Source organism: Pseudomonas sp. FG98 (genome assembly GCF_057808595.1).
In genome coordinates, this window is the sequence record NZ_JBMDIJ010000019.1 from 55,980 (window position 1) to 69,317 (window position 13,338).

Consider the following 13,338-nt stretch of genomic DNA (forward strand, 5'->3'; position numbering starts at 1 on the left):
CGTGAAGTGCGGGACGCTTAGAGTATGGCAGGTTAGTCGAGTTCCGAAGGCTGTCGGACGAGTCCGACAGCCTGGTCGTCCATTTATTCGAGGTGCAGTATCAGGGTTTTCAGCGGTGGTCGCTGGTCCTGTGAAGGGAAGTCGCTAGCGGGGCTGATCACCTGCCATTCCCGTACCCGGCGCCCGGCTTTTTCTGCGCAACGCAGGACCAGTTCGCGCCAATCGTTCATATCGACCTTGGCCAGGTTGTTGTTGCAGATCAGCACGCCATCTTCTGCGGTAGTCAGCAGTGCGGGCTTGAGCAGGCTCTGGTAATCGCGCAGCAGGTCCACGGTACCGAAGGCGCTCTTGGCCCAGGCTGGCGGATCGAGGAACACCAGGTCGTACTGGCGCGCTTGCAGGCGGGGATAGGACGGCAGTTTCTGTCCGCGGCGCTGGCTGATAGGCAGGCCGGCCAACTGGCGGATCGCCGGGAAGTAATCGGACTGGACGAAGGTCATCGCCGGCAGTTGCGGATTCAGCGCGCCGTTCTCGCGGCCCACCGCCAGGTTGCCCTCGGCGAAGTCCAGGTTGCACACCTCGCTGGCACCGCCCGCCGCCGCCGCAAGGCCAACCCCGCAGGTGTAGGCGAACAGGTTGAGCACGCTTTTGCCGGCGCTGTGCTGCTTGACCCAGCCGCGGGCGTTGCGCAGATCGAGGAACAGCAGCGGATCCTGCCCGGCATGGCGGCCGCGCACCCGATAGTTCAGGCCCCACTCGTGGCCGACCATATCCACCAGCGCTTCATCGCTGGCCTGGTACACCACGTCATGCCGGTCGACCCGGCTGTTGCCCCGCGAGCGGTCGTTGTAGACCAGGTGCAGCGGCTGGCCCAGGTGCGCCTCGATGGTCTCGTGCAGCGCCAGCAGGTCGTCCCGCTCCAGCGTCTGGTGGAAGCTCTGCACCAGCAATTGCGGGCCGTAACGATCGGCGGTGAGGCCGGGCGCGCCTTCCTGGCTACCGTGGAACAGGCGATAGCAATCGGTGCCCTGGGCATGCAGTTCGGCGAGGAGGGATTGGCGGTTATCGAGGGCGGCGCGCAGCGCCTGATTCAAGGAGGACATGCACGTGGCCTTGGTTGCGGGCGTGCAGTTTACCAGTTGCGCAGCGGGGAGGGGCCGGGCGGCCCCTCCCGCGTCGATCAGCGTTCGATGGCGAGGGCCACGCCCTGGCCGCCGCCGATGCACAGGGTGGCCAGACCCTTGTGGACATCGCGTTTGATCATTTCATGCAGCAAGGTCACCAGCACACGGCAACCGGATGCACCGATCGGGTGGCCAATGGCGATGGCGCCACCGTTGACGTTGACCTTCGACGCATCCCATTGCAGTTCCTTGCCTACCGACAGGGCCTGGGCGGCAAAGGCTTCGTTGGCTTCGATCAGGTCGAGCTGGTCGAGGGTCCAGCCGGCCTTTTCCAGGCAGCGGCGGGTGGCGCCGACCGGGCCGATGCCCATGATCGCCGGATCGACACCGGCGTTGGCGTAGGCCTTGATCCGGGCCAGCACGGGCAGGCCCAGTTGCTCTGCCTTGGCTGCGCTCATCAGCATTACCGCGGCGGCGCCGTCATTGAGCGAGGAGGCGTTGCCGGCAGTGACGCTACCGTCCTTCTTGAAGGCCGGCTTGAGCTTGCCCAGGGACTCGGCGGTGGTGCCGGCGCGTGGCTGCTCGTCGGTGGCGAAGGCGATCGGATCGCCCTTGCGCTGCGGGATCAGGATCGGGGTGATTTCATCGACGAAGCGCCGGGCTTCGATGGCGGCGGCGGCCTTCTGCTGGGAGGCGGCGGCGAAGGCGTCCTGTTCCTCGCGGCTGATGCCGTATTTCTCCACCAGGTTCTCGGCGGTGATGCCCATGTGGTAGTCGTTGAAGGCATCCCACAGGCCGTCGCTGATCATGCTGTCGATCAGGCTGGCGTGGCCCATGCGCAGACCGGTGCGTGCGCCGGGCATGACGTAGTTGGCCAGGCTCATGTTCTCCTGGCCGCCGGCGATGATGATCTCGGCGTCGCCGCAGCGGATGGCCTGGGTGGCCAGGTGCAGGGCCTTGAGGCCGGAGCCGCAGACCTTGTTCAGGGTCATGGCGGGGACTGCATGGGGCAGGCCGGCCTTGATCGCTGCCTGGCGAGCGGGGTTCTGGCCGGCACCGGCAGTCAGCACCTGGCCGAGGATCACTTCATCGACCAGCGCACCGTCCACGCCGGTCTGGGCCAGTAGTTGACGGATCACGGCGGCGCCGAGGTCGACGGCCGGAATGTTTGCCAGTGCCCCCTGGAAACTGCCGACCGCGGTGCGGGTAGCGGCGACGATTACGACATCTTGCATGCTCAGTCCTCTGTATTGTCGGTTTTGGCGTCAGGACGCCTGAGTCTGCGGTGGGCCCGCGCATAGTGGCACAGAAGAGGGGCAAAGGGGCGGTTCGCTAGCTCCCACATGGTTCGGGGCCAGCCACAGTATCTGTGCTCGACGCGTCCCCTGTGGGAGCTGGCGTTGCCAGCGATAGGGCCATCAGCAGCACCTTGATCCTTCAGGTAATAATCCCCATCCGCCGCCGCGCCCGATGCGCCGAGCCGTTGCGCATGGCCCAGCGCAACACCGGCGCCACGCAGTGCAAGCCAAGATCCACCGCCCGCTGTTTCACAGGCCCATGCCTCAGACCGAGCATGTCCGCCGCCCAGTCCGGCAGCAGACCGATCCCCGCCTGCATCATCAGATCCCCGACTGGCTTGGCCATCCGGCTCGGCGCCGGGGCATTCAACAGCACCCGCACCACTTCAAGGCTGCGCTCATCACAACGCAGTTGCGGGCGCATGCCGCGCAGGTAGTCCGCCACTTCCTGTCGTGAACGGGGTACGTTGCGCGCGCCAAGGCGTTCGGCGACCAGGGCGATCTCGTTGTAGTAGATGTCCTGGGCCGCATCGCTCAGGTGCGGGTTGCGGTAGCGCAGGTGGGCGGCGAGGAAACTGCGCACTTCGGCGACGTGCACCCAGGTCAGCAGGTCCGGATCGCTGGCGGCGTAGGGCGTGCCGTCTGCTGCGTTGCCAACCACCTGCAGGTGAATGGTCTTGACCCGTTCGATCAGCCATTGCGCATCATGGGTCGAGCCGAAGGTAGTGCCGGAGATGAACTGGCTGGTGCGACGCAGGCGGCCGAGCATGTCCTCGCGGAAGTTGGAGTGGTCCCAGACCCCGGCCAGGGCCAGCGGGTGGAGGACCTGCAGGAGCAGGGCGCTGATGCCGCCGACCAGCATGCTGGGGAAGTCGCCATGCACCTGCCAGCACACGCTTTGCGGCCCGAACAGGCCGGGATCGCCCTTGGGATTTTCCAGGTCGAGCTGGCCGAGGGACAGCCCGGTGAGGCTCATGAGCTGGGTTTCGATGCGGCGGCGCAGGATTTCCATGTGTACCTTGGGTCCGGTGACTGGGACCGCAACGCAGCCCCAAAACAGCGGGTATATCAGGTATTCAGGCGCTTATCGATCAACCCTTGCACCACCGACGGATCCGCCAGGGTCGAGGTATCCCCCAGGCTATCCAGCTCATTGCAGGCGATCTTGCGCAGAATCCGCCGCATGATCTTGCCCGAACGGGTCTTGGGCAGCGCCGGCGCCCACTGGATCAGCTCCGGCTTGGCGAAGCTGCCGATCTCCTTGCTGACCAGCGCCAGCAGTTCCTTCTTGAGCGCCTCGTCCGGCTCGACACCTTTCATTGGCGTGACGAAGGCGTAGATGCCCTGGCCCTTGAGGTCATGGGGATAGCCCACCACCGCAGCCTCGGCGATGCTGTCGTGCAGCACCAGCGCGCTCTCCACTTCAGCGGTGCCGATGCGGTGCCCGGAGACGTTGATCACGTCATCGATGCGCCCGGTTATCCACAGGTCGCCCTGCTCGTCGCGGCGGGCGCCGTCGCCGGTGAAGTAGTAGCCGGGGAAGGGTTTGAAGTAGGTATCGACCATGCGCTGATGGTCGCCGTACACGCTGCGGATCTGTGCCGGCCAACTGGCCTTGATCGCCAGCAGCCCGGCACCGGGACCTTCGATCAGCTTGCCTTTTTCGTCCAGCAGCACCGGTTGCACGCCGAACATCGGCTGGGTCGCGCAGCCGGGCTTGATATGCCGGTTGCTGATCAGCGGGGTGAGCATGATGCCGCCGGTTTCGGTCTGCCACCAGGTATCGACGATCGGGCAGCGCTGCTCGCCGACCGCATTGAAGTACCACTCCCAGGCTTCCGGATTGATCGGCTCGCCGACGCTGCCGAGCAGGCGCAGGCTCTTGCGCGAGGTGCCTTGCAACGGCCCTTCGCCCTCGCGCATCAGGGCGCGCAGGGCGGTTGGGGCGGTGTAGAAGATGTTCACCTGGTGCTTGTCGACCACTTGCCAGAAACGCGAGGCGTCCGGGTAGTTCGGCACGCCTTCGTACATCAGGCTGGTGGCGCCGTTGGCCAGCGGACCGTAGACGATGTAGCTGTGCCCGGTGACCCAGCCGACATCGGCGCTGCACCAGAACACCTCGCCGTCGCGGTAATCGAACACCACCTTGAAGGTCAGGGTGGCCTGCAGCAGGTAGCCGGCGGTGCTATGCAGCACGCCCTTGGGTTTGCCGGTGCTGCCGGAGGTGTAGAGGATGAACAGCGGATCCTCGGCGTCCATCGGCTCGGGCGAACAGTCGTCGCCGGCCTGGGCCGTGGCCTCGTGGTACCAGAGGTCGCGGGACTCGCTCCAGTCCACGGTACCGCCGGTACGCCGCACTACCACCACGCTGGAGACATTCGGGCAACTGGCCAGGGCCTTGTCGACGTTCTGCTTGAGGGGGATGGTCTTGCCACCGCGCACGCCTTCGTCGGCGGTGATCACCGTGCGGCAATCGGCATCGAGGATACGGTCGCGCAGGGCATCCGGCGAGAAACCGCCGAAGACCACCGAGTGAATCGCGCCGATGCGGGTACACGCGAGCATGGCGAAGGCCGCTTCAGGGATCATCGGCATGTAGATGCACACCCGGTCGCCTTTCTTCACCCCGCGCTGTTTCAGCACGTTGGCCAGACGGCAGACCTGCTGGTGTACCTGGCGATAGGTGAGGGTGGTAGAGCGCGCAGGGTCGTCGCCCTCCCAGATGATCGCCGGCTGGTCACCGCGTTGTGCCAGGTGGCGGTCGAGGCAGTTGTAGCTGACGTTCAGTTTCGCGTTCTTGAACCAGATCGCCTTGCCGCTGCGGATATCGCAGTCCTGCACCACGCTCCACGGGCTGATCCAGTCCAGGCGGCGCGCCTGTTCGCTCCAGAATTGCTCGGGATGCTCGATGGATTGGCGGTAGAGGCGATCGTAGTCGCCCTGGCTCAGTTCGGCGGCACGGCTGACGGCATCGGCATGGGGAAAACGACTGATATCGAACATGGGCAAGACCTGTCCTGTTGTTATGGACGGCGTTACCTTCGTCGATGGCGCAAGGGAGCCTTTCGAAGGCAGCCGGGGTCAGGACAGTGTAGTCGCCGCCCCCGGCCATGTTCGGGGGCAGCGACCGGGGGTCAGCCGCGGTGACGGCCGCGGAAGTAGTTGATCAGACCCTGGGTCGAGGCATCCTCGGCCGGCTCTTCGATACCGCCGATCAGGCGCTGGTAGACGCCCTTGCCGAGCTCCTTGCCCAGCTCCACGCCCCACTGGTCGAAGGCGTTGATGCCCCAGATCACGCTCTGCACGAACACCTTGTGCTCGTACATCGCCACCAGCGCGCCGAGACGCCGCGGACTGATGCGCTCGACCACCAGGGTGTTGCTCGGACGGTTGCCCGGGATCACCTTGTGCGGCGCCAGCTTCTGCACGTCGGCCTCGCTCATGCCCTTGTCGCGCAACTCGGACTCGGCCTCGGCGCGGGTCTTGCCGAGCATCAGCGCCTGGCTCTGCGACAGGCAGTTGGCGTACAGCCACTGATGATGGTCGGCGACCGGGTTGAAGCTCACCACCGGGACGATGAAGTCGGCAGGAATCAGCTGGGTGCCCTGGTGCAGCAACTGGTGATAGGCGTGCTGGCCGTTGCAGCCGACGCCACCCCAGATCACCGGACCGGTGTCATGGTTGACCGGCGTGCCGTCCTGGCGCACGTGCTTGCCGTTGGACTCCATGTCCAGCTGCTGCAGGTGCTTGGTGATGTTACGCAGGTAGTGGTCGTAGGGCAGGATCGCGTGGCTCTGCGCGCCCCAGAAGTTGCCGTACCAGACGCCGAGCAGGGCCAGCAGCACCGGCATGTTCTGTTCGAACGGGGCGTTCTGGAAATGCTGGTCCATGGTGTAGGCACCGGACAGCAGTTCCTTGAAGTTGGCGGTACCGATGGCCAGGGCGATCGGCAGGCCGATGGCCGACCACAGCGAGTAGCGCCCGCCGACCCAGTCCCACATCGGGAAGATGTTCTCTTCGCGGATGCCAAAGGCAACGGCGGCGGCCTTGTTGCTGGAAACGGCGATGAAGTGGCGGTACAGCTCGGCTTCCGAGCCGCCCTGGGCCAGGTACCAGGCACGGGCGGCCTGGGCGTTTTTCAGGGTTTCCAGGGTGTTGAAGGATTTCGAGGAAACGATGAACAGGGTGGTTTCGGCGCGCAGCTTGGCCGACAGCTCATGGAATTCGCTGCCGTCGATATTCGCCAGGTAATGGCAGCGCACGCCGCGCTGGGCGTAGGGCAGCAGCGCTTCGGAGACCAGCTCGGGGCCGAGGAAGGAGCCGCCGATGCCGATGTTGACCACGTCGGTGATCGGCTTCTCGCTGTAGCCGCGCCACAGGCCGTCGTGGATCTTGCCGACCAGCTCGGTGACCTGGTTGAGCACCTTGTGCACCTCAGGCATCACGTTGACGCCGTTGACGCTGAGCTTGTCGCCCACCGGGCGGCGCAACGCGGTGTGCAGTGCCGGACGGCCTTCGGAGGCATTGAGGATCTCGCCGGCGAACAGGGCCTGGATGGCTTCCTGCAGGCCGACTTCATTGGCCAGGCCCACCAGCTTTTCGCGGGTCTCGGCGTTGATCAGGTTTTTCGAGTAGTCGAGGAACAGGCCGCAACTGCTCAGGGAAAACTGGTTGAAGCGCTGCGGGTCGGCATTGAATGCCTCGCGCATGCTGAAATCCTGCATGGCTTCGCGGTGTTGCTGGAGTGCCTGCCAGGCTGGCAGAGCGGTGACATCATGAGGAGTACGGTAATACGCCATCGCTGCAGGGTTCCTTGATTGCGTGAACTGCCTTTGGACACGGAGAACGTGTAGCCGTTACCGGCCCGTCGCGGATTATTTCGCGACAGGCCGGTAAAAGCCATTGAGATATGTCATTTCGCTACAACCCGCGTCCGGGCATCCTGGCCCGGAGCATTTCTCGAATTTAGTTGTCGTCGAGATTCAGGTGCAGGTTATCGATCAGCCGGGTCGGGCCGAGGTAGGCAGCGACCAGGATCACCAGATCACGGTCGGTATCGATGGCGGGGCGCAGGCTGAGGGCGTGGCGGACTTCCAGGTAGTCGGGCTTGAGGCCGGCGGCGATCAGAGTCTCCTGGCCTTCGGCGATCAGCGCCGGGAAGTCGCGGCGGCCCTGGCGGATGCCGGCGGCCAGTTGGCCCAGCGTGCGGTACACCACCGGCGCAGTGGCACGCTGCTCGGCGCTCAGGTAGCCATTGCGCGACGACAGTGCCAGGCCATCTTCGGCACGGACGGTCGGCTCGCCGATGATCTGGATCGGCATGTTCAGGTCGCGGACCATGGCGCGGATCACCGCCAGTTGCTGGAAGTCCTTCTGGCCGAACACGGCGAGATCCGGCTGGACCATGTTGAACAGCTTGCTGACCACGGTCGCAACGCCCTCGAAATGCCCGGGACGGCTGGCGCCGCAGAGGCCTTCGGAGAGTTGCGGGACGCTGACCCGGGTCTGCACGCCCATGCCGTCCGGGTACATCTCTTCCACGGTGGGGGCGAACAGCAGGTTGCAGCCGGCTTCGAGGAGTTTTTCCTGGTCGGCGGCGAGGGTCCGCGGGTACTTGTCGAGGTCTTCGCTGGGGCCGAACTGCAGCGGGTTGACGAAGATACTCGCCACCACGAAGTCGGCGCGCTGGGCGGCCTTGGTCACCAGCGCGGCGTGGCCGCTGTGCAGGTTGCCCATGGTCGGCACGAAGGCGATGCGCTTGCCTTCGCCTCGGGCGCGGGCGACGGCGGCGCGCAGTTCAAGGACGGTCTTGACGGTATTCATGCGCTGAACCCATGTTCGCTGCCGGGGAAGCTGACATCCTTGACCGCTTGTACGTAGGCCTGGAAGGCGCTCTGGATGTCCGGCTGGCCGGCCATGAAGTTCTTCACGAACTTCGGCGCGCGGCCGCTCAGGGACAGGCCGAGCATGTCGTGCATGACCAGCACCTGGCCGTCGGTGGCGCTGCCTGCGCCGATGCCGATCACCGGGATGCTCACCGCCTGGGTGATTTCCGCGGCCAGCTCGCTCGGCACGCATTCAAGCAGGAGCATGGCGGCACCGGCCTGTTCCAGGGCGATGGCGTCGGCGCGCATTTGCCGCGCCTGGTTTTCCTGACGACCCTGGACCTTGTAGCCACCGAGGATGTTGACCGCCTGTGGGGTCAGGCCGAGGTGCATGCACACCGGCACGCCACGGTCGGCCAGCTGGCGCACGGTATCGGCGAGCCAGGCGGCGCCTTCGAGCTTGACCATGTGCGCGCCGGCCTGCATCAGCTGGGCGCAGTTGGCGAAGGCTTGTTCGGGGGTGGCATAGGCCATGAACGGCAGGTCGGCGAGGATCAGCGCACCTTCGTTGCCGCGCTTGACGCTGGCCACGTGGTAGGCCATGTCGGCATTGGTCACCGGCAGGGTGCTGTCGTGGCCCTGCAGGACCATCCCCAGGGAGTCGCCAACCAGCAGGATCTCGACACCGGCACGGGCGGCGGCCTGGGCGAAGGTCGCGTCGTAGCAGGTCAGCATGGCGATTTTTTCACCCTTGGCCTTGAGGGCCTGGAGGGTGGTCAGGGTTACGTCTGGCATGAAAAGCAATCCTCGTTCAGGCGCTGTGAAAAACCACTGCGTACAACGCATGTATTCATCTTCTGGAACGGCACATCATCGATCGTGGTGTTTGGTTGGAGCTGTTCCAGGCCTAATTACGCCTTGTTTACGGCACGGGCGTGCCACGGGACGCCTATAGTCGTGAGCGCGAGGGGGGAAGTCAATTACCGTGTTACCGCATTGTTACGTCGGGGCTGTTACGGGCGTTACCGCTGGGGGAACGCCCGGCTACAGGCGCTCCAGACCGACGAACGGGCAGTTGGCCAGTAACTCTGCGAGGGGCCGTTGGTCTGCCAGACGGAAGTCTTCGGGCACCAGTTCGGCGAGGGGATAGAGCACGAAGGGGCGGGCGTGCATGTGGTAGTGCGGGACTTTCAGGCGCGGCTCGTCGATGACCTGGTCAGCGTAGAGCAGGATGTCCAGGTCGAGGGTGCGAGGGCCCCAGCGTTCCTTGCGTTCGCGGCCCTGGTCGGCCTCGATGCCTTGCAGGGCGTCGAGCAGGTCGATGGGGGCGAGGGCAGTGTCCAGCGCGGCCACGGCGTTGGTGTAGCGCGGCTGGCCGGGGGACAGCGAGTCACTGGCATAGAAGGACGAAACGCCGGCCAGGTGCGTCTCGGGCAACTGCGCCAGCGCGTCGAGCGCGCTGCGCAGTTGTTCCTGCGGGTTGGCCAGGTTGCTGCCGAGACCGATATAGACGCGTTGGGTCATTCGCCAGCGCCACCGTCGGCGCGCCGGCGTTTGCTCGGGCTGCGCTTGCGTTTGCGCGGGCCGGCAGTGCTGCCTTCGTCACGATTGCCGAGATCGCGGATCATGTCGCGGCGTTCGCTTTCGTTGCATTCCTGGTAGTCGGTCCACCACTGGCCGAGGTCATCGGTTTCCTCGCCGGCGCTTTCGCGCAGCAGGAGGAAGTCGTAACCGGCGCGGAAGCGCGGGTTGTCCAGCAGCAGGTCGGCGCGTTTGCCGCTACGGCGCGGCAGGCGCTCCTGCATGTCCCAGATCTCGCGGATCGGCAGGGTGAAGCGCTTGGGAATGGCGATGCGCTGGCACTGTTCGAAGATCAGCTCGTGGGCTGCCTCGTTCATTGCCGGGATCGGCGGCATGCCACGGCTCTGCAGGTACAGGGCGCGTGCCGGCAGGGCCGGCCAGAGCAGGGCGGCGAAGAGGAAGGCCGGAGTCACCGGCTTGCCCTGGCGGACCCGCAGGTCGGTGTTGATCAGCGCATTGCTGATCAAGGTATGGGTGTAGGTCGGCTGGTCTTCGAGGGCCTGGGCACTGGCCGGGAACAGCGGATCGAACAGTTGCAGGTCGACCAGCATCTCGAAGGTGTCGGCGGCATGGCCGGACAGGAACAGCTTCAGCGATTCCTCGAACAGGCGCGCCGCCGGGATCTCCCGCAGCATCGGCGCCAGTTCGCGGATCGGCAGCACGGTGTGCTTCTCGATGCCGAAGTTGAGCTTGGCGGCGAAACGCACTGCACGCAGCATGCGCACCGGGTCTTCCTGGTAACGCTGGGTCGGATCGCCGATCAGTCGGACCAGGCGGTTGCGCACGTCGTGCACGCCGTTGGCGTAGTCGAGGATGCGCTCGCTGACCGGATCGTAGTACAGCGCGTTGATGGTGAAATCGCGGCGTTGGGCGTCGTCTTCCAGAGTGCCGTAGACGTTGTCACGCAGGATGCGTCCGCTTTCGTTGCGGGACGACTGGTGACTGTTTTCTTCTTCGTCTGTCGGATGGTTGGCACGGAAGGTCGCGACTTCGATGATCTCGCGGCCGAAATGCACATGGACCAGCTTGAAGCGCCGGCCAATGATCCGCGCGTTGCGGAATTCGGCACGGATCTGCTCGGGCGTGGCGCTGGTGGCGACGTCGAAGTCCTTGGGCGTGATGCCCAGGAGCAGGTCGCGTACGCAACCACCCACCAGGTAGGCCTGGTAGCCGGCGCTTTGCAGGCGTTCGACGATGTTCACCGCGTGGCGGCTGAACTGGTGCCGTTGCAGCGAGTGCTGCGAATGGTTGATCACCTCGGGCGTGGTGCGAATGTGGTGCTGGACGCGCGCCGGGGGACGGAAAGACTGGAACAGCTTCTTCAGCATGGGATGCACTGTTTGAAGGAATTTTCGGCCAGAAACGAAGAATGGCCGCATGATGGGCACGGATTCTAGCATTTAGTCGGAAAAGGGTGTAGGCACCCGCGAAATGGGGTGAGACGACTGAGGAGGGGATTTCTGTGAGGCGGAAACTACAAGGGGAGCCGAAGCTCCCCAAGAAGTAGTTGCGTGCTCTTATTGTTTTTTTGGTCGGGCTTTTTGTTTTTGTTGAGTGCCCTGATCCACTAAACGCCCTGGGGCCTGTGGACTGTCTCCCTAATCGGGAGTACAAGAGCAAACGGATTGCTTTGGTCGCTGATGTTGCGATGATCTTCCGATCCAACCAGTTCAGGCTCTGCTTGAGTGCAGTTTTTGTTGTTCTCTGCCTGGTTGTGGGGCAAGCCCCAAACACAACTCCTCTCCAAAAGAATCAGTTAGCTGCGCCTCCGCCGTCTTGTTCTTATTGTGCGTGAGCCGATTCGTCTTATTTTTATTGTGTTTTGCAGTGCTTGTTATTGTTCTTGTACCGAACATATAGCAGGTGCCGTGCCAACTTTTGCAAAGCCCAGTAAAACAAGGGCTTAGCGCGATTCAGGGGTGATTTCGGGGCGAAAAAAAACCGGGGTTTCGTTACCGTTAACCCCGGTTTCTGTTACGACCTCGTCACGAGGTAACAGTTTTTGGCCGAAATGCGGTGTTACCCGAATGGGGGTGACACCATGTCGCAGGACTCGGCCCGCATCTGCGCTCAGCTCTCGCTGGTGGCCCCGCTTTTGCGCCGCGGGATACCCAGGCGCTGGCGACGCTCCCACAGGCACTTGCGGCTGACCCCGAGCTTGCGTGCCAGCTCGGTCTCGGTCATGTGGTCCTGATGCTCGAGGACGAAATGCTGGAAGTAGTCCTCCAGCGACAGATCCTCGGTGGGTTCGTGACTGGCGGCGTTGGCCTGGTTGGCGATTGCCGGCAGGTTGTCGAAGGTCTCGTCGTCTTCCAGGTCGCCCAGTTCGATGTCGATGCCCAGCAGGTCCGCGGAAATTTCCGGGCTCTCGCAGAGAATCACCGCACGCTCCACCGCGTTTTCCAGTTCACGCACGTTACCCGGCCAGGAATAGTGACGGATGGCCTGTTCGGCATCGTGGGCGAATTTCAGGTCGTTGCGTCCGATGCGGGCGGCCTGGCGAGCAAGGAAGGCGTTGGCGATCTCGTTGACGTCGGCGCCACGCTCGCGCAGGGCGGGCAGTTTCAGGGCGATGACGTGCAGGCGGTAATAAAGGTCTTCGCGGAACTGGCCGACCTTGGCCAGGTTCTTCAGGTCGCGGTGGGTCGCGGCGATCAGGCGCACATCGACCTTCTGCGACTGCACCGAACCGACCCGGCGGATCTCGCCTTCCTGGAGAACGCGCAGCAGGCGGGCCTGGGCCTCCAGAGGCAGCTCGCCAATTTCGTCGAGGAACAGCGTGCCACCGTCCGCAGCTTCGACCAGACCGGCGCGCCCGGCACTGGCGCCGGTGAAGGCGCCTTTCTCGTGACCGAACAGCTCGGACTCGATCAGGGTTTCCGGGATTGCCGCGCAGTTCACCGAGATCATCGGCGCCTTGGCCCGGCGCGAGAGGTTGTGCAGGGCGCGGGCCACCAGTTCTTTACCGGTGCCGGACTCACCCTGGATCAACACGTTGGAGTCGGTGGGCGCGACCTTGCGGATCTTGCTGTAGAGATCCTGCATGGGCGGGCAGGAGCCGATGATGCCGATCTCGCCGTTGGCATTGCCGGCGCTGGCAGCCTTGTCGCCGGCCGCTGCCTTGCCGTTGCTGCGCTCCACTGGCGCCGCCGGGGCGTTCTGCCGGTCGCGGAGGATACGCGCGACGGCCTGGAGCATTTCATCGTGGTCGAAGGGCTTGGCGATGTAGTCCACCGCGCCCATCTTCATCGAGTCCACCGCCGAGCGCAGGCTGGCATAGCTGGTCATGATCAGCACCGGCGTGCCCTGGCCCAGCTTGATCAGCTCGGTGCCGGGTGCGCCGGGCAGGCGCAGGTCGCTGACGATCAGGTCGAAGGTGGCGATGCTGAATCGCTCCTGGGCTTCCTGGACCGATCCGGCCTCGCTGACCTGGTACTGGTTACGCTCCAGCAGGCGGCGCAGGGCGGAACGGATGATGGTTTCGTCTTCGACGATCAGAATATGAGGCAT

10 protein-coding genes are annotated in these 13,338 nt (G+C 64.5%); all 10 read right to left on the reverse strand.

What is annotated here, in order from left to right:
• Positions 1 to 83: 83 nt before the first annotated feature.
• On the reverse strand, positions 84 to 1,103 hold the full coding sequence (locus ACODSK_RS14565) for a class I SAM-dependent rRNA methyltransferase (protein WP_489017009.1): 1,020 nt from the start codon (positions 1,101 to 1,103) through the stop codon (positions 84 to 86).
• Between the two features lie 77 nt (positions 1,104 to 1,180).
• Positions 1,181 to 2,359: an acetyl-CoA C-acetyltransferase gene (locus ACODSK_RS14570; RefSeq protein WP_489017011.1), complete on the reverse strand. Its 1,179-nt coding sequence runs from the start codon at positions 2,357 to 2,359 to the stop codon at positions 1,181 to 1,183.
• A 202-nt stretch (positions 2,360 to 2,561) separates the two neighbouring features.
• Positions 2,562 to 3,434 (reverse strand): oxygenase MpaB family protein, encoded by an 873-nt coding sequence (locus tag ACODSK_RS14575; protein WP_489017012.1) that lies wholly within the window; start codon positions 3,432 to 3,434, stop codon positions 2,562 to 2,564.
• A 56-nt stretch (positions 3,435 to 3,490) separates the two neighbouring features.
• Positions 3,491 to 5,425 carry an acetate--CoA ligase gene (gene acs / locus ACODSK_RS14580; protein WP_489017014.1) on the reverse strand — a complete coding sequence of 645 codons (1,935 nt, stop codon included), beginning with the start codon at positions 5,423 to 5,425 and terminating at the stop codon, positions 3,491 to 3,493.
• A gap of 131 nt (positions 5,426 to 5,556) precedes the next feature.
• Complete coding sequence (pgi, locus tag ACODSK_RS14585; protein ID WP_489017015.1) at positions 5,557 to 7,221, reverse strand: glucose-6-phosphate isomerase; 1,665 nt, start codon at positions 7,219 to 7,221, stop codon at positions 5,557 to 5,559.
• Between the two features lie 166 nt (positions 7,222 to 7,387).
• Positions 7,388 to 8,245: a pantoate--beta-alanine ligase gene (panC, locus tag ACODSK_RS14590; protein WP_489017017.1), complete on the reverse strand. Its 858-nt coding sequence runs from the start codon at positions 8,243 to 8,245 to the stop codon at positions 7,388 to 7,390.
• Complete coding sequence (panB, locus tag ACODSK_RS14595) at positions 8,242 to 9,042, reverse strand: 3-methyl-2-oxobutanoate hydroxymethyltransferase (RefSeq protein WP_489017018.1); 801 nt, start codon at positions 9,040 to 9,042, stop codon at positions 8,242 to 8,244. The genes panC and panB overlap by 4 nt, the downstream gene beginning before the upstream one ends.
• Before the next feature lie 249 nt (positions 9,043 to 9,291).
• The gene (gene folK / locus ACODSK_RS14600; protein ID WP_489017020.1) at positions 9,292 to 9,771 is read right to left on the reverse strand and encodes a 2-amino-4-hydroxy-6-hydroxymethyldihydropteridine diphosphokinase; all 480 of its coding nucleotides are present in this window, start codon (positions 9,769 to 9,771) and stop codon (positions 9,292 to 9,294) included.
• Entirely contained in the window at positions 9,768 to 11,156 is a 1,389-nt protein-coding gene (locus tag ACODSK_RS14605; RefSeq protein WP_489017022.1) for a polynucleotide adenylyltransferase PcnB, read from the reverse strand. The genes folK and ACODSK_RS14605 overlap by 4 nt, the downstream gene beginning before the upstream one ends.
• A 742-nt stretch (positions 11,157 to 11,898) precedes the next feature.
• Positions 11,899 to 13,338 (reverse strand): sigma-54-dependent transcriptional regulator, encoded by a 1,440-nt coding sequence (locus ACODSK_RS14610; protein ID WP_489017024.1) that lies wholly within the window; start codon positions 13,336 to 13,338, stop codon positions 11,899 to 11,901.

Bases quoted from the DNA above. Each gene is read 5' to 3' on its own strand.
- ACODSK_RS14565 (WP_489017009.1), bottom strand. From the start codon at position 1,103: ATGTCCTCCTTGAATCAGGCGCTGCGCGCCGCCCTCGATAACCGCCAA.
- ACODSK_RS14570 (WP_489017011.1), bottom strand. From the start codon at position 2,359: ATGCAAGATGTCGTAATCGTCGCCGCTACCCGCACCGCGGTCGGCAGT.
- ACODSK_RS14575 (WP_489017012.1), bottom strand. From the start codon at position 3,434: ATGGAAATCCTGCGCCGCCGCATCGAAACCCAGCTCATGAGCCTCACC.
- acs (WP_489017014.1), bottom strand. From the start codon at position 5,425: ATGTTCGATATCAGTCGTTTTCCCCATGCCGATGCCGTCAGCCGTGCC.
- pgi (WP_489017015.1), bottom strand. From the start codon at position 7,221: ATGGCGTATTACCGTACTCCTCATGATGTCACCGCTCTGCCAGCCTGG.
- panC (WP_489017017.1), bottom strand. From the start codon at position 8,245: ATGAATACCGTCAAGACCGTCCTTGAACTGCGCGCCGCCGTCGCCCGC.
- panB (WP_489017018.1), bottom strand. From the start codon at position 9,042: ATGCCAGACGTAACCCTGACCACCCTCCAGGCCCTCAAGGCCAAGGGT.
- folK (WP_489017020.1), bottom strand. From the start codon at position 9,771: ATGACCCAACGCGTCTATATCGGTCTCGGCAGCAACCTGGCCAACCCG.
- ACODSK_RS14605 (WP_489017022.1), bottom strand. From the start codon at position 11,156: ATGCTGAAGAAGCTGTTCCAGTCTTTCCGTCCCCCGGCGCGCGTCCAG.
- ACODSK_RS14610 (WP_489017024.1), bottom strand. From the start codon at position 13,338: ATGCCTCATATTCTGATCGTCGAAGACGAAACCATCATCCGTTCCGCC.